This is a genomic window from Micromonospora sp. A200, from assembly GCF_029893845.1.
Taxonomy (GTDB): Bacteria; Actinomycetota; Actinomycetes; order Mycobacteriales; family Micromonosporaceae; genus Micromonospora; species Micromonospora purpureochromogenes.
This window is the reverse complement of the sequence record NZ_JARXXY010000008.1, coordinates 86,589-112,005: the sequence shown is the minus strand read 5'-3', so window position 1 is coordinate 112,005 and position 25,417 is coordinate 86,589. Positions and strand designations below refer to the sequence as shown.

Sequence of the window (25,417 nt, the reverse complement as noted above, 5' to 3'; positions counted from 1 at the left end):
TAGCTTGCCAGCCAGGGGGTCCGGCGTCCGGCGTACCGGCCGCGACGCTTGCTCGGCACCGACCCGGTGCGCCGACGGGACGGAGGGGACGCGGATGGGCGAGGTGACCGTGCGCTTCGTCGGCGGGCCGGCCCACGACGTGGTCCGGGAGGTGCCCGCCGATCCGGGCGGCGAGCCGCCGGAGCGGTGGATCATGCGGCACCCCGACGCCGAGCCGCCGCCGGGTGGCGGCGGTCCGGACCACCTCTACGCGCGGGACCGGCCCGACGGCAGCGGGGTCTGGACGATGCGGTTCGTGCGCACCTATCCGGTGGGGGCGAGCGAGTGACCGGTCACCGGCGCGCCGGGCGGTCGCCGACCAACGGGGCCGGTGTGCGGGGCGTGGGCCACACCGCGACGCCCTGACCCGCCAACCAGTCCGGCCCGGCGGATCCCCGCACCAGCCCGGCGATCGCGAGCATCGCCGCCCGGGTCGCGTCCGGCGCGGCCACGTCACCGCCGCTTCGCCCGGCGCGACGTTGCCCGGCCCGGTACGGTCGAGCCGACCCGTGTCGGCGCGCACAGCCCACGCACAGGATGCGCACAGGACAGCGCCAGGCACGGTGCCCACGATGGGGGCATGGTGATGGACGGGCAGGCAGCGCAGCAGCGGATCGAACTCCGTCGGCCCGACGGCGAGCCGGTCCGGGTCCTGGTGGTCGACGACGAGCCGACCCTGACCGACCTGCTGTCGATGGCGCTGCGCTACGAGGGCTGGCAGGTGCGCAGCGCCGGCAACGGGATGGCCGCGCTGAGCACGGCCCGGCAGTTCCAGCCGGACGCCGTGGTCCTCGACGTGATGCTGCCCGACCTGGACGGCTTCCAGGTGCTGCGCCGGCTGCGCGAGCAGACCCCGACCGTGCCGGTGCTCTTCCTGACCGCCCGCGACGCCGTCGAGGAGCGGATCGCCGGGCTGACCGTCGGCGGCGACGACTACGTCACCAAGCCGTTCAGCCTGGAGGAGGTCATCGCCCGGCTGCGCGCGCTGCTGCGCCGCTCCGGCTTCGCCGTGGCCGCCCGCGAGGACGCCGTGCTCACCGTCGGCGACCTCAGCCTCGACGAGGACAGCCACGAGGTGCGCCGGGGCGGCGAGCTGATCACCCTGACCGCCACCGAGTTCGAGCTGCTGCGCTACCTGATGCGCAACCCGCGGCGGGTGCTGAGCAAGGCGCAGATCCTGGATCGGGTCTGGAGCTACGACTTCGGCGGGCAGGCCAACGTCGTGGAGCTCTACATCTCGTACCTGCGGAAGAAGATCGACGCCGGCCGGGCGCCGATGATCCACACGCTGCGCGGCGCGGGGTATGTCCTCAAGCCCGCGGAGTGACCCCGGCGGCCGGCTGCGCTCCTGGCTGGCCGGGCGGTCCCTGCGGACCCGGCTGGTCGCCGCGGTGGTGGCGCTGCTCGCCCTGGTCAGCATCGCCATCGGCGGTCTGACCACGGTGGCGCTGCGGCACTTCCTGGTCGGCCAGGTCGACAACCAGCTCACCGCCGACGACCGCCGGCAGCAGGGGCTCCCGCCCTGGTACCGGCAGTTCGCCGAGCGGCAGCGGGCGAACGACCAGCGGGCGCCCGAGCCGCCGCCCGGCTTTCCACCCGACTCGATCGCGGTCAAGGTCGTCGACGGCGGTGTCACGTCCGCGCGGATCCGCAGCAGCTCCGGGCCGACGGAGGCCCTCCCGGCCGCCGACGTGTCGGCGCTGACCCGGATCCCGACCGACGGGCGGCCGCGCAGCGTCGACCTGGGCGGGCGGGGCGACTACCGGGCGGTGGCCCGGCAGGCGCCCGACGGCGACGTGCTGGTCTTCGCCGTCCCGCTGGCGGGGGTGCAGGAGACCGTCTGGTGGATGATCGCCGCCCAGGCGGGCGTCGCCGCCGCCGGCCTGCTGGTCGCCGGCGCCCTGGGCGCGCTGATCGTGCGGGCCACGCTGCGCCCGCTGAACCGGGTCGCCGCCACCGCCGCCCGGGTCACCGAGCTGCCACTGGACCGGGGCGAGGTGGCCCTGTCGGTGCGGGTGCCCGAGAGCGACACCGACCCGCGTACCGAGGTCGGGCAGGTGGGAGCGGCGCTGAACCGGATGCTGGGGCACGTCGCCGCCGCGCTCGCGGCGCGGCAGGCCAGCGAGACCCGGGTACGCCAGTTCGTCGCCGACGCCAGCCACGAGCTGCGTACGCCGCTGGCCGCGATCCGCGGCTACGCCGAGGTGGCCCGGCGCGGGCGGGACCGGGTGCCGCCGGACGTGGCGCACGCGCTGCGCCGGGTGGAGTCGGCCAGCACCCGGATGACCAGCCTCGTCGACGACCTGCTGCTGCTGGCCCGGCTGGACTCCGGCCGGCCGCTGGCGGCGGAGCCGGTCGACCTGACCGCGCTGATCGTCGACGCGGTCAGCGACGCGCACGTCGCCGGGCCGGAGCACCGCTGGCAGCTCGACCTGCCCGACGAGGTGCTCGACGTGCCGGGCGACGCCGTCCGGCTGCACCAGGTGGTGGCGAACCTGCTGGCCAACGCCCGGGTGCACACCCCGCCCGGCACCACGGTGACCACCCGGCTGGCCCGTACCCCCGGCGGCGTGCAGCTCAGCGTCGCCGACGACGGGCCCGGCATCCCCCCCGAGCTGCAGGGCGAGGTCTTCGAACGGTTCGCCCGCGGCGACAGCTCCCGGTCGCGGGAGCACGGCAGCACCGGCCTCGGCCTGGCCATCGTGGCGGCGGTGGTGGAGGCGCACCACGGGTCCGTCGAGGTGGAGAGCCGGCCGGGTCACACCGTCTTCCGGGTGCTGCTGCCGGCTTCCACAGCCGACGCATAGCCCGGTCACGGGGCCGGGCCAACCGGCCTCCCCAGGCTTGCCGGCATGGATAGTCCTGCTGCTGCGCCTGGCCATGCACCACCGCCGGCCCGCGCCCGGGGTCAGGGATTGAGGGCGGCGGCGAGGACCTCGACGAGGCGGCGCGCGTACCGCCCGTCGGGGTCCCCGTCGGCATCGAGGTCGGCGACGCTCATCCCCAGCAGGCGTCCGGAGCGCACCAGCGGCGTGGTCAGCGCGAGCAGGTCGGCCCAGTCCAGGCCGTCGGGCTCGGGGTACGTCACGGCCGGCAACACCCGCGGGTCGAGCACGTCGACGTCCAGGTGCAGCCAGGCCGGCCCGCCGCCCTCCGCGGCCAGCTCGCGGCCGACCGCCCCGGCTCCTCGGCGCCGCAGATCCGCCGCCGGCAGCTGGGGGATCCGCGGGTCCACCCGGTCGGCCTCCCGGCGGGCCTCCTCGTCGCCCGGCGGGCGGTGGCCGACCAGCCGGACCAGCTCCGGCGCCACCAGCGGCGCTGCCCGGTCGAAGAGGTCCGGCCCGTGGCCGGTGAGGATGGACAGCTCCATGTCCGCGCCCTCCCCGGTCGGCGAGCCGAACCCGTCGTAGAAGTCCGGGTGACCGTCCAGGAACCACAGCCCGCTGCCGGGCGGCAGGGCGAGAAAGACGCCGAGCAGGAGGGTGCAGTCCCCGCCCAGGACCAGCGGGTGCCGCCCGGCGGCGCGGACCGCCGCCACCTGCGCGGCGATCGCCCGACCGGCGCGGCGGACCTGCTCCGCCCCGATCAGCCCGGTCGCCGGGTCCCGCGTGGCGTCGTCGATCCGGGCGTCGACCGCTCCGCCGTCGTCGGCGCCCAGCGCGGCCAGCAGGCCGGCGGCCCGCAGCGCGCCGGGGCCGCGCTCCTCACCCCGGCTCCGGCCGGAGGAGTCCAGCGCCGCGTCCAGCACCGTCCATCGCACACGCGCAGGTTAGCCCCGGCGTGGCAGGCTGGGTGCGATGTACCGGGAACGTCGGGCGACTCTGCGGGGCGCCGTGCTGTGGGCAGCCGTCAGCGAGGGCACGGGCACCCGGGTGCTGCCGGACGGTTGCCTCGACCTGCTCTGGTCCAGCCGGTCCGGCCTGCTGGTGGCCGGGCCGGACCGCACCGCGTACCTGAGCGTCGCAACGCCGGGGGAGCGGTGGCTGGGGCTGCGGCTGCCGCCGGGCGCCGGCCCCGCGGTCTTCGGCGTCCCCGCCGACGAGCTGCGGGACCGTCGGGTGCCGCTCGACGCGCTCTGGGGCCGCGCGGCGGCCGAGGTCGCCGAGCGGCTGGGGGACCGGCCGACCGGGGCCGCGCTGGAGGCGGTCGCCGCCGCCCGGCTGGCCGCCGCTGGCGGTCCCGACCCGCTCGGCGCGCGGGTCGCCGCCCTGCTCGCCGCCGGCGCCACCGTCACCGGGGCCGCCGCCGAGGTCGGCCTCGGCCCGCGCGTTCTGCACCGGCGCAGCCAGGCCCTCTTCGGGTACGGCCCGAAGACCCTCGCCCGCATCCTGCGGATGCGCCGCGCCCTCGCGCTGGCCCGCGCCGGCGTCGGGCTGGCCGAGGTGGCCGCGCGCAGCGGGTACGCCGACCAGGCGCACCTCACCCGCGACGTGCGCGAGCTGGCCGGCGTCCCCCCGACGACCCTGCTGCGGAGCTGACCCGCCCGGCGGTGGTCTGTACGGTCGTGCAGGGCTGACCCGGCCGCGGGACCGGTCCCCCAGCGGGGACGGTCAGCCGGGCAGCGGGGCGTACAGGTCGACGCCGTTGCCGTCCGGGTCGTGCAGCACGGCGTACCGCTGGCCCCAGAAGGCGTCCCAGGGCGGCAGCTCGCCGTGGAAGCCGGCGCCGGTCAGCTCCGCCCAGTAGCGGTCCACCTCGGCCGGGTCGGCGCAGCGGAAGGCGAGGTTGACCCGGGGGCTGCCGGTCGGCGGCGTCCATCCCGGGTGGAAGGTGCGGACCATCGTCACGGCGTCCCAGGCCAGCCGCAGGCCCCCGGGGAGGGTGACCTCCACGTGGTCCTCCGCGTCGGCCTCGGGCGGGATGGCCAGTCCCAGCCGCCGGTAGAAGTCGAGACTACGGGCCATGTCGGCGACGGCCATGCCGACCAGATCCAGGTGAAGTGCCATGGCGACACGCTAGGCCCGCAGCGGGGTCGGGGTCTTGAACGGAACGGACGGGTCGCAGTGGTCGGTGTGGGCCGCACGACCGCCCCCGGCGGCGTACCGTGACCAAGGAACAAGTCCGGCCTTATGGGTGGAAAAGCCGCATCCCGGCGTGCCCGCAGCGCCGGCCCACACGAGGGCGAGGGAAGGGAGCGGTCGGTGATTCACCTGGCCTACCTGGACGCGGGATCCGGCAGCCTGATCGTGCAGGCGGTGGTCGGCGGGGTCGCGGGGGCGGCCGTCGCCGCCAAGCTCTACTGGCGCCGGCTGGTCGACCGGTTCCGCCGGCAGCCCACCGACCGCGGCTGAGCAGGGTCCACCCCCGATGGCGGTCCCCGACACCGGGATCCGGGTCGAGCCCGGCTCCTTCCGCGACCCGGCCAACCGGGTCTTCCACGCCGGCGACGAGGTGCTGCGCGGGCTCGGCCCCGACGGCGCCCGCGACTGGCGGGCGCTCTCCGGCAGCGCCTTCTTCGCCGAGCTGCTCGCCGAGGGCAAGATCTGCGGCACCGAGCCGGTCGACGCGACCCGGTTACCGGGCTGGACGGCGGTGCTGCGGCACGAGCGGATCCCGTTCGTCTCCCACCCGTACGAGTGGTCGTTCGCGATGCTGCGCGACGCGGCGCTGCTGCACCTGGAGATCCTGCGCCGGGCGCTGTCCGCCGGCTTCACCACCAAGGACGGGTCGGCCTACAACCTGCAGTGGCGCGGCGCCAGCCCGGTCTTCATCGACGTGGGCTCCTTCGCGCCGCTCGCCGAGGCCGAGCCGTGGGCCGGCTACCGGCAGTTCTGCCAGACCCTGCTCTACCCGCTGCTGCTCCAGGCCCACCTCGGCCTGGACTTCCAGCCCTGGTTGCGGGCCCGCGTCGACGGCATCGAGCCGGACCAGATGCGCCGGCTGTTCCGGGGCGCCCGCCGGCTGCTGCCCGGCGTGCCGACCCACGTGCACCTGCACGGCGCCATGCAGGGCCGCAACGCCCGCGCCAGCACCACCGACGTCCGGGCCCAACTGAAGGCCGCCGGCTACTCCCGCGACCTGGCCCTGGCCACCGTACGCGGCATCGACCGGCTGATCCGCCGCCTGGACCGGCGCGACGAGGGCAGCCACTGGGTCGACTACCAGCGCACCTGTGGCTACACCGTGCAGGACCGGGAGGAGAAGGAGCGCTTCGTCGAGGCGGCGGTGGCCGCCGCCCCGGCCGGGCTGGTGCTCGACCTCGGCGCCAACGACGGCCGGTACGCCCGGATCGCCGCCCGGCACGCCGCGCAGGTGGTCGCCGTCGAGCAGGACCCGGCCGTGGTGGACACCCTCTACCGGGCCCTGCGCGCCGAGGGCGAACACCGGATCCTGCCGCTGGTGCTGGACCTGGCCGACCCCTCGCCCGGGGGCGGCTGGCGGGGTGTGGAGCGGGCCAGCTTCGGCGACCGGGCCCGGGCCGACGTGGTGCTCGCCCTGGCCGTCGCGCACCACCTGGCCATCGGCCGCAACGTGCCGCTGCCCGAGGTGCTCGACCAGCTCGTCGCGTACGCCCGGCCCGGCGGCCGGCTGGTGGTCGAGTTCGTCCACCCCGAGGACCCGATGGCCCGCCGGCTGCTGGCCAACAAGCCGGACGGGATCTTCCCCGACTACCGGCGTGACGAGTTCGAGCGGCTGCTGGCGGCGCGCTGTCGGGTCGAGCGGCAGCGGGAACTGCCCTGCGGCACCCGCACGCTCTACCAGGCGGTGGTGGGTGGCTGACCCGGTCCTCGCGCCGCCGGCCGACCGGCGCGACCCCGGGCCGCCACCCGCGTCCACCCCGGCCACCGTTGGCCGGTGGCGTGCCGAGCTGGGCCGGCTGCTGGAGGTGGCGGCCCTGCTCGGCCTGGTGCTCACCCAGCCCCTGCTCGACGTGCTCGGGCGCAGCCCCGACTTCTTCCTGTTCCACCGCGCCGCCCCGCGCGACGTGCTGCTGCTGGTGGCACTGATCGCGGTGCTGCCCACGCTCGCCGTCGCCCTGCTCGGGCTGGCCACCGGGCTGGCCGGCGGGCGGGTCCGGCGGGGCGCGCACCTCACGATCGTCGGGCTGCTGCTGGCCGCGCTCGCGGTGCAGGTGGGCCGGCACGGCACGCCGCTGCGGGGCGTACCGCTGCTGCTCGCCGCGGTGCTGCTCGGCGGCGCCGGGGCGGCGGCGTACGCCCGGTGGGGCGGGGTGGGGCGCATCCTGCGGGTCGCCGCGATCGGGCCCCCGGTCTTCGTCGCGCTCTTCCTCTTCGCCTCGCCCGCCTCGGCGGTCGTGCTGCCCCGGGCGCACGGCGGCGCGGCGGGGGTGGCCGGGCCGGGGGAGCACCCGCCGGTGGTCATGATCGTCCTCGACGAGCTGCCGCTGGTCTCCCTGCTCGGCCCGGACGGCAAGATCGACGCCGCAGCCTACCCGCACTTCGCCGAGCTGGCCGCCGGGTCGACCTGGTACCGCAACGCCACCGGGGTCAGCGGCTGGACGCCGTACGCGCTGCCGGCGATGCTGACCGGCCGCTACCCGGCGCAGCCGCTCGCCCCGCACTACTCGCAGTACCCGGACAACCTGTTCACCGCCCTCGGCGGCCTGTACGACGTCCGCGCCCAGGAGAGCATCACCCGGCTCTGCCCGCCCAGCCGCTGCGACCGGCCGACCGACCCGGAGCAGGGGCTCGGCGTGCTGGTCCGGGAGAGCGGCAAGCTGCTGCGGCAGGTCGCCGCGCCGGTCGACAGCCGGATCGACCCGGAGGAGTCGTACCGGGAGCGGACCCGCGCCGAGGCCGGCGTGGACGCCGCCGAGCCGGTCCCGGCCGACCCGAGGTTCCGCTTCGACAGCCTGGACGACAACCAGCCGGCCCGGTTCACCAGCTTCCTGGCCGGCCTGCGCCCGTCGTCCCGGCCCACGCTGCACTTCCTGCACCTGCTGATGCCCCACGCGCCCTGGACGTTCCTGCCCTCCGGGGCGCGCTACGCCGCCCCCGAGGACCTGCCCAACGACGGCACCGGCTGGGTCGAGCTGGCCCGGGCCCGGCACCTGGCCCAGCTGCGCTACACCGACCGGCTGGTCGGCGAGACCCTGCGCACGCTGCGCGCCTCCGGCCTCTGGGACAAGGCGCTGATCCTGGTCACCGCCGACCACGGGGTGAGCTTCACCCGGGACTGGCAGGGTCGGGGGCTGGACGCGATCGACCACGCGGCCGGCGAGGTGGCCTGGGTGCCGATGTTCGTCCGCACCCCCGGGCAGCGGGCCGGCCGGGTCGACGACCGTAACTGGGAGCACGTCGACCTGCTGCCCACCATCGCCGACGAGGCGCACGTCCGGATCCCCTGGCGGGTCGACGGGCGCTCCGCCCGCCAGGCCCCGCGCCAGAGCGCCGAGAAGCACTTCTACGACCGGCCGGGCCAGCCGCTGACCCTGCGCGGCGGGGTGCCCACCCGGCCGCCGGACCCGGCGCCGCACCCGCTGCTCGGCACCCTGGTCGGCGACCGGCCGACCGGCGGGACCGCCACCGTGGCGAACCGGGCGGCGTTCGACCACGTCGACCCGGCCGCCGGCGAGTTGCCGGCGCTGGTCTGGGGGACCGTGCCCCGGGAGGTGCCCGACGGCACGCTGCTCGCGGTGGCGGTCAACGGCCGCGTCGGCGCGGTCGTGCCGGTGGTGCCCCGGGACAAGGGGGGCCGCCGCTTCGCCGCCCTGCTCCCCGACGACCACCTCTACCGCGCCGGGACCAACCGGCTCGACCTCTACCGGGTCGGGGCCGACGGCGACCTGCGCCGGCTCACCCTGTCATAGAACCTTCGTCCCCCGGCGTCCGTCATCGTCGGGGTCGCCCGCGCTCACCAGGGTTTCCCAGCCGTCGGGCCGGGAATCGGGTGACGCATACCTCACCACCGAACCACGGCGGGCGGTACCTCGGGGACCGTGATTACGGTAAAAGCGAAGGCAATTCAACGAAGATTCGCCGGCGAAGCGAGGAACCAATGACGGAAGTCAAGCTCGATCACCCCGGTGGGCAGCTTTCGATGCCGGTGCAGGCCGCGGTCGAAGGCCCCGCGGGCATCGGGGTGGGCAAGCTGCTGAAGGAAACCGGGATGACCACCTACGATCCTGGTTTCGTCAACACCGCGTCCTGTTCGTCCGCGATCACCTACATCGACGGCGACGCCGGCATCCTGCGCTACCGCGGGTACCCGATCGAGCAGCTGGCCGAGAAGTCCTCCTTCCTGGAGGTCTCCTACCTGCTGATCTACGGCGAGCTGCCCACCCAGCAGCAGCTCACCGAGTTCAGCGACCGGATCCGGCGGCACTCGCTGCTGCACGAGGAGATGCGTCGGTTCTTCGACGGCTTCCCGCGCGACGCGCACCCGATGGCCGTGCTCTCCTCGGCCGTCAGCGCGATCTCGACCTTCTACCAGGACAGCCTGGACCCGTTCGACTCCGAGCACGTGGAGATGTCCACGATCCGGCTGATGGCGAAGGTCCCCACCATCGCCTCGTACGCCTACAAGAAGTCCATCGGCCAGCCGCTGCTGTACCCGGACAACTCGCTGGGCTACGTGGAGAACTTCCTGCGAATGACCTTCGGCGTGCCGGCGGAGCCGTACGAGGTCGACCCGGTGGTGGCCCGCGTGCTGGACATGCTCTTCGTGCTGCACGCCGACCACGAGCAGAACTGCTCGACCTCCACGGTGCGGCTGGTCGGCTCCAGCAACGCCAACCTCTTCGCCTCGGTCTCGGCCGGCGTCAACGCCCTGTTCGGCCCGCTGCACGGCGGCGCCAACCAGGCCGTGCTGGAGATGCTGGAGAAGATCAACGCCGACGGCGGTGACGTCCGCTCCTTCGTCCGCAAGGTCAAGGACAAGCAGGACGGCGTGAAGCTGATGGGCTTCGGCCACCGGGTCTACAAGAACTACGACCCGCGCGCCGCCATCGTGAAGAAGGCCGCCCAGGACGTGCTCGGCCGGATGGCCAAGCCGGACCCGATGCTGGACATCGCGATGCAGCTGGAGGAGATCGCCCTCGCCGACGACTTCTTCGTCACCCGCAAGCTCTACCCGAACGTGGACTTCTACACCGGCCTGATCTACAAGGCCATGGGCTTCCCGACCAAGATGTTCACGGTGCTCTTCGCGCTGGGCCGGCTGCCCGGCTGGATCGCCCAGTGGCGCGAGATGATCAACGACCCGGAGACCAAGATCGGCCGGCCGCGGCAGATCTACACCGGCTCCCCGGAGCGGGACTACACCGCGATCGCCGAGCGCTGAGCAACCCGTACCACGAAGGCCGCCGACCCCCTGCGGGTCGGCGGCCTTCGCCGTCGTCGGGGGCGGCCGGGGCACGACGAGGGCCGCCGGCCCCGCGCGGGGTCGACGGCCCGGTCCGGGTACGGCTCAGCGCAGGCCGGCGGCGACCAGCAGGTTCCCCTCCGGGGTCGGCGCGGACACCCGACCCAGCGTCATCCGCAGCTGGGCGCGCTCGGTGGTGAACGCCGCGTCGCCGGCGATCGCGGTGGCGTACGCGGTCGCGGTCCGGTGCGCGATGGCCGACCAGCCGTACTGCTCGTGGACCATGGCGCGGGCCCGGCGGGCGAGCAGTTGGGCCCGCTCGCGGTCGGAGAGCAGGGCGTCGACGGCCTCGGTGAGCCCGTCCGGGTCCTGCGGGGCGAAGGTCATCCCGGTGACGCCGGGCTCCACGATCTCGGCGAGCCCGCCGGTACGGGCGACCGCGAGGGGCGCGCCGGCCGCGGCGCCCTCCAGGGCCACCATGCCGAACGGCTCGTAGATGCTCGGCACCGCGAAGCAGTCCGAGGCGGCCATCACGGCCGGCAGGTCGGTGCCGCCGAGGAAGCCCGGCATGCTCACCGCACCGCCCAGCCCGAGCCGGTGCACCTCGGCCTCCAGCGCGGCCTTGTACGGGCCGTCGCCGACGATCACCGCGCGCAGCCCGGGGTGCCGCTCGCGCAGCCGGGGCAGCCCGGCGAGCAGGTGCTGCACGCCCTTCTCGTAGACCAGCCGGCCGGCGAAGGTGACCAGCGGGCCGTCCCCGGCGAACCGGGCCCGGGCTGCGGCGACCGCGGCCACCGACACCCGCCAGCGGTGCGGCTCGACGCCGTTGGGCACCACGTCCACCCGGCCGGCGGGCACCCCGAACAGCGCGCCCACCTCGTCGCGCATGTACCCCGAGCAGACGATCACGCGGCCGGACTCGCTGGCCAGCCAGTGCTCGACGCCGTGGATGGTGCGGTTCATCTCCTCCGGCAACCAGCCCTGGTGCCGGCCGGCCTCGGTGGCGTGGATGGTGCTGACCAGCGGGACGTCCAGGTGCTCGCGCAGGGTCATCGCGGTGTGCGCGACCAGCCAGTCGTGGGCGTGGATCACGTCGTACGAGCCGGACTCGGTGGCGCGCAGCGCGGCCCGGGTCAGAGTGTGGTTGAAGGCCATGGTCCAAGCCAGCAGGGAGCCGGTGGCCAGCGGGAAGGTCACCGGGTCCTCGGCGGCGCGGACGATCCGCACGCCGTCGGCGTACTCCTCCAGCGGCGCGCCCTCGGCGTGCCGGGTGACGACGGTGACCTCGTGCCCGGCGGCGGCCAGGGCCACCGACAACGCGTGCACGTGCCGGCCCAGGCCACCGACCAGCACCGGCGGGTACTCCCAGGAGAGCATCAGGATACGGCGGGTGCGCGGGGCCACCCCGGCGCCGGTGCCCTGCGGCGGGATCTGCGGGCGGTAGGTGGGGGAGGGCCGGCAGGTCCGGTCCGGTGCGGTCACGGGCTGCTCGCCGACCCGCGGGGTGGTCACATCAATCTCCGTCCATGCACGAAGGGTCGCGCCGGCAACGGTGGCGGCGGAAAGAAGGTGGTGGGGTGGCCGAGGGCCGAGCGAAGGCGCCAGTGCGGGCGCGTCCGCATCAAGCAAAGGGCATGACGTGGTCCCGCGCATCTCGAAAGGGCCTATCGTGACGGAGGACACCCAAAGGTCTGTCCCGGCATTAGGTGGGTGGATATCGGGTGCCCGCCGAACGGGTGGATTGGCCGGTGGTGGCGGGGGGCATTAGCGGCGTGGCGCACCCGGTGGCCCGCCCGCCCGGTGCGCTCATGATCATGGGCCGAAGGAGCGACATGCAGGTCTGGCCGGGCGAGCGTTACCCCCTCGGGGCGACCTACGACGGGATGGGCACCAACTTCGCGATCTTCTCCGAGGTCGCCGAGAAGATCGAGCTCTGCCTCTTCGACGAGTGGGACACCGGCGCGGAGCGGCGGGTGGAGCTGCGCGAGGTGGACGCGTACGTCTGGCACGCGTACCTCCCCGGGGTGGAGCCGGGCCAGCGGTACGGCTACCGGGTGCACGGCCCGTACGACCCGGCCGACGGGGCGCGCTGCAACCCGCACAAGCTGCTGCTCGACCCGTACGCCAAGGCGGTCGACGGGGAGATCTCCTGGGACCCGGCGGTCTACGACTACGAACTGGGCGACCCGGACCGGATGTCGACCACCGACTCGGCGCCGTTCATGCCCAAGTCGGTGGTGGTGAACCCGTACTTCGACTGGGGCAACGACCGGCCGCCGCGCACCCCGTACCACCACTCGGTGATCTACGAGGCGCACGTGCGCGGGCTGACCATGCGCCACCCCGGCATCCCGGACGAGCTGCGCGGCACGTACGCGGCGATCGCGTCGCCCGTCATGATCGACTACTTCAAGCGGCTCGGCATCACCGCCGTCGAGCTGATGCCGGTGCACGAGTTCGTGCACGACCACCGCCTGGTCGACCTGGGGCTGCGCAACTACTGGGGCTACAACACCATCGGCTTCTTCGCCCCGCACCACGGATACTCCGCGCTCGGCCGGCTCGGCCAGCAGGTCCAGGAGTTCCGCGGCATGGTCAAGGCGCTGCACGCCGCCGGCATCGAGGTCATCCTCGACGTGGTCTACAACCACACCGCCGAGGGCAACCACCTCGGCCCGACGCTGAGCTTCAAGGGCGTCGACAACGCCAGCTACTACCGGCTCTCGGAGGAGGACCGCCGGTACTTCGTGGACTACACCGGCACCGGCAACAGCCTCAACGTGCGCAGCCCGCACTCGCTCCAGCTGATCATGGATTCGCTGCGCTACTGGGTGACCGAGATGCACGTCGACGGCTTCCGCTTCGACCTCGCCGCCACCCTGGCCCGCGAGTTCTACGAGGTCGACCGCCTCTCCACCTTCTTCGAGGTGGTCCAGCAGGACCCGGTGGTCAGCCAGGTCAAGCTGATCGCCGAGCCGTGGGACGTCGGCCCCGGCGGCTACCAGGTCGGCAACTTCCCGCCGCAGTGGACCGAGTGGAACGGCAAGTACCGGGACACCGTGCGGGACTTCTGGCGCGGTGAGCCGGCCACCCTCGCCGAGTTCGCCTCCCGCATCTCCGGCTCCGCCGACCTCTACCAGGACGACGGGCGGCGCCCCTTCCACAGCATCAACTTCGTCACCTGCCACGACGGGTTCACCCTCAACGACCTGGTCTCCTACAACGACAAGCACAACGAGGCCAACGGCGAGGAGAACCGCGACGGCGAGAGCCACAACCGGTCCTGGAACTGCGGCGTCGAGGGGGAGACCGACGACCCGGCGGTGCTGGCCCTGCGCGCCCGGCAGCGGCGCAACTTCCTCGCCACCCTGGTCCTCTCCCAGGGCGTGCCGATGATCGGCCACGGCGACGAGCTGGGCCGCACCCAGCGCGGCAACAACAACGCCTACTGCCAGGACAGCGAACTCGCCTGGATCGACTGGGAGCACGCCGACGACGAGCTGCTGGCCTTCGTGCAGCGGCTCACCGACTTCCGGGCCCGGCACCAGGTGTTCCGCCGCCGGCGGTTCTTCACCGGCCTGGCGGTCGGCGGGCGCGCCGCCGGCTCGGGCCTGCCCGACCTGGCCTGGTACACCCCGGACGGCCGGGAGATGACCGGCGAGGACTGGGGCAACGACTTCGGCCGCTCGGTGGCGCTCTTCGTCAACGGCGACGGCATCCGCGAGCGCGGCCAGTACGGCCAGCGCCACCAGGACACCTCCTTCCTGCTCTGCTTCAACGCCCACGACGCCCCGCTGGACTTCACGTTGCCGGGGGAGGAGTTCGGGCAGCGGTGGGAGTTGGTGATCAGCACCGCGGAACCGGAACCGGACAAGACCACGATGGTCGAGGCGGGCGGCGCGATCTGCGTGCCGGACCGCTCCCTGGTGGTCCTGGAGAGGACGGTCTGACCATGCCCGACACCCCTCGACCCGACCCGACGGCGGCACCGACGACGCGGGTGGGTTCGACCTACCGCGTCCAGGTGCGGCCCGGCTTCGACCTCGACGCCACCGCCGGCCTGGCCGGCTACCTCGCCGACCTCGGCGTCACCCACCTCTACAGCGCACCCCTGCTGACCGCCACCCCCGGCTCCGCGCACGGCTACGACGTGGTCGACCACCGGGCGGTCAACCCGGAACTCGGTGGCGAGGCCGGCCGGCGGCGGCTGGTCCGGGCGCTGCGCGCGGCCGGGCTCGGCCTGGTCGTCGACATCGTGCCCAACCACGCCGGGGTGGCCCAGCCGGCGGCCAATCCGGCCTGGTGGGACGTGCTGCGCCGGGGCCGGTCCTCGGCGTACGCGGACTGGTTCGACATCGACTGGGACCGGGGCCGGCTGCTGCTGCCGGTGCTCGCCGACACCCCCGACGCCCTCGACGATCTCAAGGTCGTCGACAGGGAACTGCGCTACCACGAGCACCGCTTCCCGATCGCCGACGGCACCGGCGCGGGCGGGCCGCGCGAGGTGCACGACCGGCAGCACTACGAGCTGGTCTCCTGGCGGCGTGGGGACAGCGAGCTGACGTACCGTCGGTTCTTCGCCGTCTCGGACCTGGCCGGGCTGCGGGTGGAGGACCCGGCGGTCTTCGACGCCACCCACGCGGAGGTGCTGCGGTGGGCGGCGGCCGGGGAGCTGGACGGCATCCGGGTCGACCACCCCGACGGCCTGCGCGACCCCGCCGGCTACCTGGCCCGGCTGCGCGCCGCCGCCCCCGACGCGTGGCTGGTGGTCGAGAAGATCCTGGAGTACGGCGAGGAGCTGCCCGACTGGCCCGTCGACGGGACCACCGGCTACGACGCCCTCCCGGCGGTCTGCGGGCTCTTCGTCGACCCGCGCGCCGAGGGCGACTTCACCGCCCTGGACGCCCGGCTGAACGGCCGGCACACCTCCTGGCAGGACCTGACCCACGACACCAAGCTGGCCGCCGCCACCCGGCTGCTCGCCGCCGAGCTGACCCGGCTGGCCGCCCTCGCCCCGGAACTGGACCCGCGGGCCACCCGGGAAGCCCTCGCCGAGCTGGCCGCCTGCTTCCCGGTCTACCGCGGCTACCCGCCCGTGGGCGCCCGGCACCTGGCCGTGGCCCGCGCGGAGGCGGGACGCCGTCGCCCCGACCTGACCGCCACCCTGGACGCGGTCACCGCCCACCTGCGCGACCCGGAGCACGAGCTGGCGAAACGATTCCCGCAGCTGTCCGGCGCGGTGATGGCCAAGGGGGTGGAGGACACCGCCTACTACCGGTGGAGCCGCTTCGTCGCGCTCAACGAGGTCGGCGGCTCACCGGCGCACTTCGGCGTGCCGCCGGCGGAGTTCCACCGCGCCGCCGCCGCCCGGCAGGTCCGCTGGCCGGCCGGCATGACCACGCTCTCCACCCACGACACCAAGCGCGGCGAGGACGTCCGGGCCCGGCTCGCCGTCCTGTCGGAACTGCCCGGACGGTGGGCCGAGCGGGTGCAGGAATGGATGTCCCGCGCGCCGCTGGCCGACCCGGCCTTCGCCCACCTGCTCTGGCAGAGCGCCGTCGGCGCCTGGCCCGTCGAGCGCGAGCGGCTGCACGCGTACGTGGAGAAGGCCGCCCGGGAGGCGTCGGTCTCCACCAGCTGGGCCGACCCGGACCTGGCCTTCGAGCGCGACCTGCACGCCCTGGTCGACCGGATGTACGACGACCCGGCGCTGCACGCCGAGATCACCGCCTTCGCCGACGAGATCACCCCGGCCGGCTGGTCCAACTCGCTCGGGCAGAAGCTGGTGCAGCTCGCCATGCCCGGGGTGCCGGACACCTACCAGGGCACGGAGCTGTGGGAGAACAGCCTGGTCGACCCGGACAACCGGCGCCCGGTCGACTTCGCCGTACGCCGGGACCTGCTGGCCCGGCTCGAGGGCGGCCGGCGGCCCGCGGTCGCCGCCGACGGCGCGGCGAAGCTGCTGGTGGTCTCCCGGACCCTGCGGCTGCGCCGCGACCACCCGGAGCTGTTCACCAGCTACCGGCCGGTCGCCGCAGCCGGGCCGGCGGGTGCGCACGCGGTCGCCTTCGACCGGGGCGGCGCGGTCGCGGTGGCCACCCGCCTCCCGCTGGGGCTGGCCCGCTCGGGCGGTTGGCGGCAGACCACCCTCTCGATTTCCGGCAACAGTGTTACGGACGTGTTCACCGGTCGGGTCTACAGTGGGTTTGAGCTGCTCCTGGATGATCTGCTGAGCACCTATCCCGTCGCCCTGCTGGCTCCCACCGACTCCGTGGAGGCTGCCGCATGACCGAGTTCACGGTGTGGGCGCCCGAGGCCGCCCGGGTCCGGCTGCGCCTGCCCGGCGTGGCCGACCACGACATGCGCTCCGGCCCCGACGGCTGGTGGCGCGTCGAGGTCCCCGGCGCCGGGCCGGGCACCGACTACGCGTTCCTGCTCGACGACGACGAGCGGGCCCTGCCCGACCCCCGGTCGGCCTGGCAGCCCGCCGGTGTGCACGGGCCCAGCCGGCTCTACGACCACAGCGCCTTCCGCTGGTCCGACCAGGACTGGACCGGCCGGCAACTGCCGGGCAGCGTCCTGTACGAGCTGCACGTCGGCACCTTCACCCCCGAGGGCACCTTCGACGCGGCGATCGGCCGCCTGGACCACCTGGTCGACCTCGGCGTCGACATGGTCGAGCTGCTGCCGGTGAACGCCTTCAACGGCGAGTACAACTGGGGCTACGACGGGGTCTGCTGGTACGCCCCGCACCAGCCCTACGGCGGCCCGGACGGGCTGAAACGGCTGGTCGACGCCGCCCACGCCAAGGGTCTGGGGGTGATCCTCGACGTCGTCTACAACCATTTCGGGCCCTCCGGGGCCTACGCGCCGATGTTCGCGCCGTACCTCACCGAGCAGAGCAACACCTGGGGCCGCACCGTCAACCTGGACGGCCCGCACTCCGACGGGGTGCGCCGCTACATTGTCGACAGCGTGCTGATGTGGCTGCGTGACTACCACGTCGACGGGCTGCGGCTGGACGCCGTGCACGCCATGCCCGACTCCCGGGCCACTCACTTCCTCGAGCAGGTGGCCACCGAGGTGGAGGCGCTCTCGACCCACCTGGGCCGGCCGCTGTCGCTGATCGCCGAGTCCGACCTCAACGACCCGAAGCTGATCACCCCGCGCGAGGCCGGCGGCTTCGGCCTGCACGCCCAGTGGAACGACGACGCCCACCACGCCCTGCACACCCTGCTCACCGGGGAGCGGCAGGGCTACTACGGCGACTTCGGCTCGCTGGAGTGCCTGACCGACGTGCTGAGCGGCGCGTTCTTCCACGCCGGCACCTGGTCCAGCTTTCGCAACCGCAGCCACGGGCGGCCGGTGGACCGGCAGCGGACCCCGGGGCACCGCTTCGTGGCGTACCTGCAGAACCACGACCAGATCGGCAACCGGGCCACCGGCGACCGGATCTCCGCCAGCCTCTCCCCGGCGCTGCTGCGGGTCGGCGCGGTGTTGCTGATGACCGCGCCGTTCACCCCGATGCTGTTCATGGGGGAGGAGTGGGCGGCCAGCACCCCCTGGCAGTTCTTCACCAGCCACCCCGAGCCGGAGCTGGCCACCGCCGTGGCCACCGGCCGCCGGCGCGAGTTCGCCGCGCACGGCTGGCCGCCGGGGGACGTGCCCGACCCGCAGGACCCGCAGACCTTCCTGCGCTCCCGGCTGGACTGGGCCGAGCTGGACAAGCCCGAGCACCGGGAGATGTACGAGTTCCACCGCCGGCTGATCGCGCTGCGCAAGAGCCGCCTCGACCTGTCGGACCCCCGGCTGGACCGGGTCGAGGTACGCCACGGCGACCGCTTCCTGCTGATGCGCCGGGGCGAGCACCTGGTGGTGGCGAACCTCGCCGGGAAGGCGCAGCGGATCAACCTGCCGGGGGTGGTGCGCAATGTGCTGCTGGCCACCGGGACCGGGGTCACGGTGATGCGGGACGGGATCGAGCTGCCGGCGGAGACGGCGGCGATCGTGGCGCTCTGAGGTCGGCGGCCCATGGCAAGATCTGCTGCGTGCAGATCGGGATGCTCGGATCGTTCGAGGTTCGCACGGACGACGGGGCCCTCGCCGACGTGCCGGGCGCGCGGCTGCGCGGGCTGTTGATCGCTCTCGCGCTCGAACCTGGTCGCGTGGTCCCGAAGGCGACGCTCGTCGACTGGATCTGGGGTGAACACCCGCCCGCCGACGCGACGAACGCCCTGCACCGCCTGGTCTCCCGGCTGCGTAAGGCGCTGCCGGAAGGATCGGTCGAGGGGCAGCCGGACGGCTACCGGTTGACGGTGGAACCCGACGCCGTCGACGCCGTTCGGTTCGAACGCCTCGTCACCGCGGGCCAGGTCCGCGATGACGACCGTCCACGGCGGGTACGGCTGCTGCGCGAGGCCCTCGCCCTGTGGCGCGGTGCGGCCCTGCAGGACGTCGGTCTCCAGGGCAGTGGGGCGTTCGACGCGGCGGTCACCCGGCTCGAGGGGCTGCGCCTGAGGGCCTTGGAGGATCGGTTCGATGCGGAGGTCGCCCTCGGCCACGGTGCGGAGCTGGTCACCGAACTGACCGACCTGGTGGCCGCGCATCCGGTGCGCGAACGGCTTGTCGCCGCGCTGATGCGTGCCCTCGTGGCGGCCGGTCGGGGCAGCGAGGCGCTGCTCGTGTACCAGCGCACCAGAGAAGCCCTGGCCGACGAGCTGGGCGTCGACCCCGCACCGGAGCTGTCCGCATTGCACGTCGCGCTGCTGCGGGGCGAGTTGGGACGGCGGGAGGAGAACCGGAAGACCAACCTGCGTGCCGAGCTGACCAGCTTCGTCGGCAAGGACGCTGACGTCGCCGCGGTCCGCGAACTCGTCGCCGACCATCGGCTCACCACCCTGATCGGGCCGGGCGGCTCGGGGAAGACCAGGCTGGCCACGGAGACCGCGCGCACGCTGCTCGGCGACCTGCCGGACGGGGCCTGGCTGGTGGAGCTCGCACCCCTCGGCGCCGACGGTGACGTGGCGCAGGCGACGCTCGCCGGGCTCGGCCTGCGGGATGCGCTGCTCGGCGAGGCACCGAACGCGGAGCCGACGGACCGGCTCATCGCCGCGATCCGCGAGCGCGAGGCGCTGCTGATCCTGGACAACTGTGAGCACGTGATCGAGTCGGCGGCGACGTTCGCCCATCGAGTGCTCGGGGAGTGCCGGCGGCTGCGGATCCTGGCGACGAGCAGGGAACCGCTCGGCATCACCGGTGAGGCGCTGTGGCTGGTCGAGCCCCTGGCCCTGCCGGCGGGGGACGCCGGCCCCGGCGAGATCGAGTCCGCGCCGGCCGTCCGGTTGCTGCGGGACCGGGCGGGCGCGGTGCGCCAGGATCTCGCGGTCGACGCCCACACGGTGTCGACGATGGCACGCGTCTGCCGGGCGCTGGACGGGATGCCGCTGGCGATCGAACTGGCCGCGGCCCGGTTGCGCACCATGTCCATCGACCAGCTCGCTCACCGGCTCGACGACCGGTTCCGCCTGCTGACCAGCGGTAGCCGTACCGCGTTGCCGCGGCACCGGACGCTGCGCGCGGTGGTCGACTGGAGCTGGGAGTTGCTCACCGACGCCGAACGGACGGTCCTGCGCAGGCTCTCGGTGTTCGCCGGCGGGGCGAGCCTGGAAGCGGCCGAGCGGGTCTGCGCCGGCGATGCGGTCGAGCAGGAGCAGGTGCTCGAGCTGCTCACGTCGCTGACCGAGAAGTCGCTGCTGGTCGCCGATCGCGGCAGCGCACCGCGCTACCGGATGCTCGGCACGATCAAGGAGTACGCCGGGCACCGGCTCGCGGAGGCGGGGGAAGCGGACCTGGCGCGCCATGGGCATCTCGCCTACTTCACCGAACTCACCGAGACCGCGGAGCCGCATCTCCGCCGCGCCGAGCAGTTGGAATGGCTCGCCACGCTCGGTGTCGAGCACGACAACATCAGTTCGGCGATGCGTGGTGCGCTCGCGGCCGGCGAGGCGAACGCGGCGATGCGGCTCGCGGCTGGCGCCGGCTGGTACTGGTGGCTCAGCGGGCACAAGGCCGAAGGCATCGAGCTGATCACCGGGGCCACCGACACGCCCGGCGAGGTGGCCGATGAGATCCGGGCCACCGTGTATGCGCTCGTGGTGCTGTTTGTGAGCGCCGGGCGGGGCGACGAACACCATGCGGAGGAGTGGATCCACAAGGCATACCTGTTCCGCCAGCGCAGTCAGTCCCGTAATCCGCTGCTGGGACTGGTCGTCCCGCTGGAACGCATGTTGCAGGCGCCGGACGCGTTCCTGTCCGCGTGGGAACCATTGCTGGACGACGAGGACCCCTGGGTACGCGCACTGGCCCGGTTCCAGCTCGGCAAGATGCGGATCATGCTCGGCCAGGGCGGACGGGATGCGGATACGTATCTCGAGATGGCGCTCGCCGAGTTCCGCGCGATCGGCGAACGGTTCGGGATCTCGATCGCCCTGGCCGAGCTGGCGGACCGAATCGCCGTGCGCGGCGAGTTCGCCCGTGCCTGCGCGCACTACGAACAGGCGATCGCGGTCGTCACCGAGGTCGGTGCCATCGAGGACGTCATCCGCATGCGGTCGCGACAGGCCCAGCTGTACTGGCTGCTGGGCGACAAGGACTCCAGCGCGGCTGCCCTGGCCGAGGCGCAACGGTGCGCGGAACGGGTCACCTGGCCGGATGCGCTGGCCGAACTGGCCCTTGCGAAGGCGGAACTCGCCCGCTGGCGCGGCAACGCCGAGGAGGCATACGAGCAACTCGGCGTCGCGACAACCATGCTGGGCACCGACGCGGAGCAGGCGAACATCCGCGCGGTGAAACACGACCTGCTCGGCCACCTTGCCGACGATCTCAGCGAGGCCCGTACGCACCACGCGGCGGCCTGCCAGGCGGCCTCCGAGGCGGGGCACGCACCCCTGATCGCGCAGATCCTCGTCGGGATCGCGGACCTGGCACTACGCGGCGAAGAGTACGAGCAGGCCGCGCGACTGCTCGCGGCGAGCACCGGCGTGCGTGGACTGCCGGATCGTTCCCACCCGGATGTGGCCCGGATCGAGCAGGCCGCGCGGAGCCGCCTCGGCGACCCACGGTTCGCCGAGGCGGCTCGGGAAGGCACGCAGACGAGCTGGTCTCAGTTGGTCACGGTCACGCTCGCCTCCTGAACGTGACAAGTGCCCGTCAGCTTGCTACGCGTTGGACGGTGATGTCGCCGTGCCGGGTGCGGGCGTGGACCGTGACCTGGTTGTCGGACGTGTCAGGGTTTTCCAGAGGCGGTACGGAGTTGCGCACCGACCCTCGCTTGCTGTTGACGTCCACCCGGGCAGCGGTGCCCTCGCTGATGCCGACCTCGATGTTTCCCGAGTGGTTCGCCAGCTCCACCCGACCGCGGGTCAACCGGCCGATCCGAATGGCGCCGTTGCCGGTCCTGGCGGTGACGCTGCCGTCGGCGCGGTCGATGTCGAAACCGCCGCTGCCACTGCTGAGGTCGAGGTCGGCCGACGCGTGGCCGATCCAGATCTGCCCGCCGGAGCTCGAGAGCTTGACGGTGTCCCGGACCTCGCTGATCCGCAGTGCGAACGTGCCGCCGTCGATGGTGGCTCGCTCGGCGATGCGGCCGATCGTGACCTCACCGGCCGCGATGTTCGCCTGCAGCGCGGTGATCCGATCGAGCTGGACCCGACCCGATGCCATGTGCAGCTCGCACTCTCCCAATGAGCCGTCGGCGTGCACATCCGAGTGCGCCAGGTACGAAACCAGGCTGGAGCCGGCGGGCAGGTCGATCGTGATGGCGACCGAACCGTTCTTGTCCCCGGAGGCGGTCGTCTTGACCGACAGCTGACCGCCGGCGAAGTCGACCTTGGTCTTGTCGGCCACCCTGACGTCCGATTGGCTCGCCTTGTTGATGGGCTCGACCAGCACCACGGTGTCGGTCCGGTCGCTCGCGGTGACCCGCACCCGAGCACCGGCGACAACAACGGTGGCGACGATGGGTCCTGGCGTGGCGAATGTAGGCATGACGCCTCTCCTCTTGGTCATACGTGATTTGCTGGCGGGCGGCTCCGCCGCCCCAAGCGGTGCAGCATCGGTCCGTACGCCCACGGCGCGCGCTCGTCGGCGGCGAGCGCGCGCCGGGTCAGTTCGTCGCTGGCGGCTTCGGGGTCAGCCCGATCACGGTTCTCGGACGGCCACCGCCCGGAAGGTCAGGCGCGCTTCGTGAAGGTGGAACGCGCCCACAGGTAGCCGACGAGAGCGATGCCGACGCACCAGGCGACGGCGGTGATCGCGTCGCTGGAGGACGGTGCGCCGTTGAGCAACCCGCGCATGGTTTCGATGATCGGCGTGAAGGGCTGGTACTCCGCGAACTGCCGGAGGCCCGGCCCCATCTTCTCCGCCGGTACGATCGCGCTGCTGAAGAACGGCAGCATGACCAGCGGCACGGAGGCCAGGCCCGCCGTCTCCGGAGATTTCGCCGCCAGTCCCAGGGCGACCGTGAGCCAGCCGGCCGCGAAACCGAGCAGCACGACGATGCCGACCACGCCGAGCCAGTCGAGGGAACTCGCCGACGGGCTGAATCCCAGCAGGAAGGCCACCCCGATGAGGGCCCCGATGGCGAGCAGGTTGGTCAGCAGACTGGCGACGACGTGACCGGTCAACACCGCACCACGGGAGACGTCCATGACCTTGAACCGGTTGATGATGCCCTTCGTCATGTCGGAGTTCACCGACGTGGCGGTGGCCCCCAGCCCGTAACAGACGGCCAACAGGATCAGTCCCGGCGTCGCGTAGTCGATGTAGTCGACACCGACGTTGAAGGCGTCTCCGAACATGTACACGAACATCAACATGATCACGATCGGCATCAGGACCGCGTTGAACACCGAGGTCGGATTCCGGGCGATGTGCTTGAAGTTGCGACGCAACATGACCATCGAGTGGGACTTGGTGCTCATTTCGCGACCACCTCCGTGGTGTGGGTGCGGCCCGTCAGGGCGAGGAAGACGTCATCGAGGTCCGGGGTGTGGACGGAGAGCTCCTCGGCACTGATCGAGTACTCGTCGAGCCGGTCCAGCAGGGCCCGCAGCGATCTCGTGCCACCGTCGCCGGGAACCCGCAGGGCCAGTGCCTCGTCGTCCCGCGTGGCGTCGGTGAGGACCCGCGCGGCCGCGTCGAGTTCGGCGACGTCGGTGAACCGAAGCCGGACATGACTGCCGGGGACCTGGCGCTTGAGGTCGTCGGGAGTGCCCTGGGCAACCAGGCGGCCCTGGTGGAGTACCGCGATCCGGTCGGCGAGCTGATCCGCTTCCTCGAGGTACTGCGTGGTGAGGAAGATGGTGACGCCATCGGCCACCAGCTCGCGGACGATCTCCCACATCGTGCGGCGGCTGCGCGGGTCCAGCCCCGTCGTCGGCTCGTCCAGGAAAATGATCCGTGGCTTGCCGACCAGCGTCATCGCCAGATCCAGCTTCCGGCGCATACCCCCGGAATAGGTCGACACCGGCTTCTGCGCCGACTCCACCAGATCGAACCGCTCCAGCAACTCCGTGACAACCCGCCGGCCCTCGCCGGAACCCATCCGCTTCAGATCCGCCATCAACCGCAGGTTCTCCTGGCCCGTCAGCAGCTCATCCACCGCCGCGAACTGACCGGTGACCCCGACCACCGCGCGCACCGCCTTGGTCTCGGTCGCGATGTCATGCCCGGCAACCCGTGCCGTCCCACCGTCGGCCTTCATCAACGTGGTCAGGACGTTCACCGTCGTCGTCTTGCCCGCTCCGTTCGGACCGAGCAGGGAGAAGATTGTGCCCGCACGAACATCCAGATCGATGCCGTCGAGCACGGTCTTGTCCCCGAATGCCTTTCGTAGCCCGGAAACCTCAATCGCTGAACTTGTCATGCGCCTACCATCGGCGGCCGACCTGTCACGTGCCTGACACGCCCCTGACACGACCACTGACACGGTGTTCGTCCTCGTCACGCCAGGCCAGGACGCTGCGCAGCCCACCGACGACGGCCAGATCGGTCGGAGGCGGCCGGTGGCTGGGCTGCCCCGAGGTCACCCAGCACTCGCCTGCCGCGATGCGTCGCGTGTCAGTCCGGTGACCAGCGCCATTGGTCGAGGTCGGCCCACGTCGTGTGCAGAGCGACGGCAAGGTGGCCGCCGAACGTGACGGTTCCCTCGTGCGAGGCGTATGCGATCCACCTCAGTGTGTCGTCGCTCCAAACGCCTTCGACGCCGGCGTAGCGGGGCGTGACTGCGTCCACGTCGACGAGGTAGTCGGTGCCGTCCTCGCGTAGTTCGATCACCCGACGTCCGCCCATCTCGCGCAAAGCGTGGCGTACGTGAGCGATGCCCTGCTCGTCCCACATCGCCGCCTCGGCCAGTACCAGGACGTCCGGCGGGATCGGATCGGCCAGTAGCGGATACCAGCACCTGTCCACCAGCCCCCACCGCCGCCGCAGTTGCTCCTGCTGTGCGGCCGCCTCGACCGGCGTCAACACCCGCCGGTAGGCCAGTGGTTCCACTCGAAGGTCACCGCCCGCCAGCCAGCCGTGCACGGTCGACCGGAAGAGGCGACGTTCAGCGGCCATCGCCTCAGCCTCCACCTCGTTACCGGCCGGCTGGGTGAGCGGCGAGTGGGCCCCGTCGGCCGCCTCGACCAGGGCATCGACCAGACCGGCCAGCTCCGGCAGCAGATCCGGATCCAGCCGCTCGACCTCCACCAGGATCGCCTCGACCACGTGGTAGCGGGGAAAGATCCCCCGCGCTTCGGGCTGGTAGTGGAAGCCGTTCTTGGCGCAGGCCTGGTGGGGCAGCGCTGGGTACTCGCGCGTCAGCTCGTCGTACCGCTCCATCAACCACCGACGTGTCGCCGTGTGCAAGGTCAACGAGTCCACGGCACAGAATCCCACGAGCCCATTGGCGACGCGCTGGCATGCGATCCGCGCCGTGGTGGCACGGCGCTGGAGTCCCAGAGCGGGCCTGTCTGGGACCGAGCCGCCGCGCCACGTCCTGCCGGCCGGCGGCGGGGCCGAGATCACCTCGGCCCCGCCGCCGTCAACCGATTGCGTCCGGCAGGGTAGGGGT

General features: G+C 73.0%; 19 protein-coding genes. 12 read left to right on the top strand and 7 right to left on the bottom strand.

Annotation, left to right across the window (positions count from 1 at the left end):
- The first annotated feature begins 94 nt into the window (after positions 1 to 94).
- The 3 genes from M2302_RS10130 to M2302_RS10120 all read left to right on the top strand — a co-directional run bounded on the left by M2302_RS10130 (position 95) and on the right by M2302_RS10120 (position 2,846).
- Positions 95 to 328 (top strand): hypothetical protein, encoded by a 234-nt coding sequence (locus tag M2302_RS10130; protein ID WP_210777775.1) that lies wholly within the window; start codon positions 95 to 97, stop codon positions 326 to 328.
- A gap of 297 nt (positions 329 to 625) precedes the next feature.
- Complete coding sequence (locus M2302_RS10125) at positions 626 to 1,366, top strand: response regulator transcription factor (RefSeq protein WP_280837745.1); 741 nt, start codon at positions 626 to 628, stop codon at positions 1,364 to 1,366.
- A complete protein-coding gene (locus M2302_RS10120) occupies positions 1,344 to 2,846 on the top strand; it encodes a HAMP domain-containing sensor histidine kinase (RefSeq protein WP_280837648.1) in 1,503 nt (500 codons plus the stop codon). The genes M2302_RS10125 and M2302_RS10120 overlap by 23 nt, the downstream gene beginning before the upstream one ends.
- Before the next feature lie 101 nt (positions 2,847 to 2,947).
- Here M2302_RS10120 and M2302_RS10115 read toward each other — a convergent pair whose 3' ends face one another.
- Entirely contained in the window at positions 2,948 to 3,799 is an 852-nt protein-coding gene (locus M2302_RS10115; RefSeq protein WP_280837647.1) for an arginase family protein, read from the bottom strand.
- Positions 3,800 to 3,836: 37 nt separating this feature from the next.
- On the opposite strand from M2302_RS10115, the gene M2302_RS10110 reads away from it, so the two are divergent.
- Positions 3,837 to 4,517 carry a helix-turn-helix domain-containing protein gene (locus M2302_RS10110; protein WP_280837646.1) on the top strand — a complete coding sequence of 227 codons (681 nt, stop codon included), beginning with the start codon at positions 3,837 to 3,839 and terminating at the stop codon, positions 4,515 to 4,517.
- A gap of 72 nt (positions 4,518 to 4,589) precedes the next feature.
- On the opposite strand, the gene M2302_RS10105 is transcribed toward M2302_RS10110, so the two are convergent.
- The gene (locus M2302_RS10105) at positions 4,590 to 4,985 is read right to left on the bottom strand and encodes a VOC family protein (RefSeq protein WP_280837645.1); all 396 of its coding nucleotides are present in this window, start codon (positions 4,983 to 4,985) and stop codon (positions 4,590 to 4,592) included.
- A 195-nt stretch (positions 4,986 to 5,180) separates the two neighbouring features.
- Here M2302_RS10105 and M2302_RS10100 point away from each other — a divergent pair, with 195 nt between their 5' ends.
- The 4 genes from M2302_RS10100 (at position 5,181) to M2302_RS10085 (ending at position 10,281) form a co-directional block, all read left to right on the top strand.
- On the top strand, positions 5,181 to 5,330 hold the full coding sequence (locus tag M2302_RS10100) for a hypothetical protein (protein ID WP_170285311.1): 150 nt from the start codon (positions 5,181 to 5,183) through the stop codon (positions 5,328 to 5,330).
- Positions 5,331 to 5,346: 16 nt separating this feature from the next.
- Entirely contained in the window at positions 5,347 to 6,759 is a 1,413-nt protein-coding gene (locus M2302_RS10095; protein ID WP_280837644.1) for a class I SAM-dependent methyltransferase, read from the top strand.
- A complete protein-coding gene (locus M2302_RS10090; RefSeq protein ID WP_280837643.1) occupies positions 6,752 to 8,809 on the top strand; it encodes a sulfatase-like hydrolase/transferase in 2,058 nt (685 codons plus the stop codon). The genes M2302_RS10095 and M2302_RS10090 overlap by 8 nt, the downstream gene beginning before the upstream one ends.
- Before the next feature lie 188 nt (positions 8,810 to 8,997).
- Complete coding sequence (locus tag M2302_RS10085; protein ID WP_280837642.1) at positions 8,998 to 10,281, top strand: citrate synthase; 1,284 nt, start codon at positions 8,998 to 9,000, stop codon at positions 10,279 to 10,281.
- A gap of 126 nt (positions 10,282 to 10,407) precedes the next feature.
- On the opposite strand, the gene M2302_RS10080 is transcribed toward M2302_RS10085, so the two are convergent.
- A complete protein-coding gene (locus M2302_RS10080; protein ID WP_280837641.1) occupies positions 10,408 to 11,814 on the bottom strand; it encodes a glycosyltransferase family 4 protein in 1,407 nt (468 codons plus the stop codon).
- Positions 11,815 to 12,134: 320 nt separating this feature from the next.
- On the opposite strand from M2302_RS10080, the gene glgX reads away from it, so the two are divergent.
- From glgX to M2302_RS10060, 4 genes are read left to right on the top strand one after another with little or no spacing between them, the layout of a single operon-like run.
- Positions 12,135 to 14,252 carry a glycogen debranching protein GlgX gene (glgX, locus tag M2302_RS10075; RefSeq protein ID WP_280837640.1) on the top strand — a complete coding sequence of 706 codons (2,118 nt, stop codon included), beginning with the start codon at positions 12,135 to 12,137 and terminating at the stop codon, positions 14,250 to 14,252.
- Between the two features lie 2 nt (positions 14,253 to 14,254).
- Positions 14,255 to 16,591, top strand: a complete 2,337-nt coding sequence (treY, locus tag M2302_RS10070) for a malto-oligosyltrehalose synthase (protein ID WP_280837639.1) — start codon at positions 14,255 to 14,257, stop codon at positions 16,589 to 16,591.
- A complete protein-coding gene (treZ, locus tag M2302_RS10065) occupies positions 16,588 to 18,321 on the top strand; it encodes a malto-oligosyltrehalose trehalohydrolase (protein ID WP_280837638.1) in 1,734 nt (577 codons plus the stop codon). Before treY ends, treZ begins: the two co-directional genes overlap by 4 nt.
- A gap of 29 nt (positions 18,322 to 18,350) precedes the next feature.
- Positions 18,351 to 21,494, top strand: coding sequence for a BTAD domain-containing putative transcriptional regulator (locus tag M2302_RS10060; protein ID WP_280837637.1), 3,144 nt, complete (start codon positions 18,351 to 18,353; stop codon positions 21,492 to 21,494).
- Positions 21,495 to 21,510: 16 nt separating this feature from the next.
- On the opposite strand, the gene M2302_RS10055 is transcribed toward M2302_RS10060, so the two are convergent.
- The 4 genes from M2302_RS10055 to M2302_RS10040 form a co-directional block, all read right to left on the bottom strand.
- Complete coding sequence (locus tag M2302_RS10055) at positions 21,511 to 22,431, bottom strand: DUF4097 family beta strand repeat-containing protein (protein ID WP_280837636.1); 921 nt, start codon at positions 22,429 to 22,431, stop codon at positions 21,511 to 21,513.
- Between the two features lie 101 nt (positions 22,432 to 22,532).
- On the bottom strand, positions 22,533 to 23,282 hold the full coding sequence (locus tag M2302_RS10050; protein ID WP_280837635.1) for an ABC transporter permease: 750 nt from the start codon (positions 23,280 to 23,282) through the stop codon (positions 22,533 to 22,535).
- A complete protein-coding gene (locus M2302_RS10045) occupies positions 23,279 to 24,226 on the bottom strand; it encodes an ATP-binding cassette domain-containing protein (protein WP_280837634.1) in 948 nt (315 codons plus the stop codon). The genes M2302_RS10050 and M2302_RS10045 overlap by 4 nt, the downstream gene beginning before the upstream one ends.
- Positions 24,227 to 24,420: 194 nt before the next feature.
- A complete protein-coding gene (locus M2302_RS10040; protein WP_280837633.1) occupies positions 24,421 to 25,371 on the bottom strand; it encodes a hypothetical protein in 951 nt (316 codons plus the stop codon).
- Between the last annotated feature and the right edge of the window lie 46 nt (positions 25,372 to 25,417).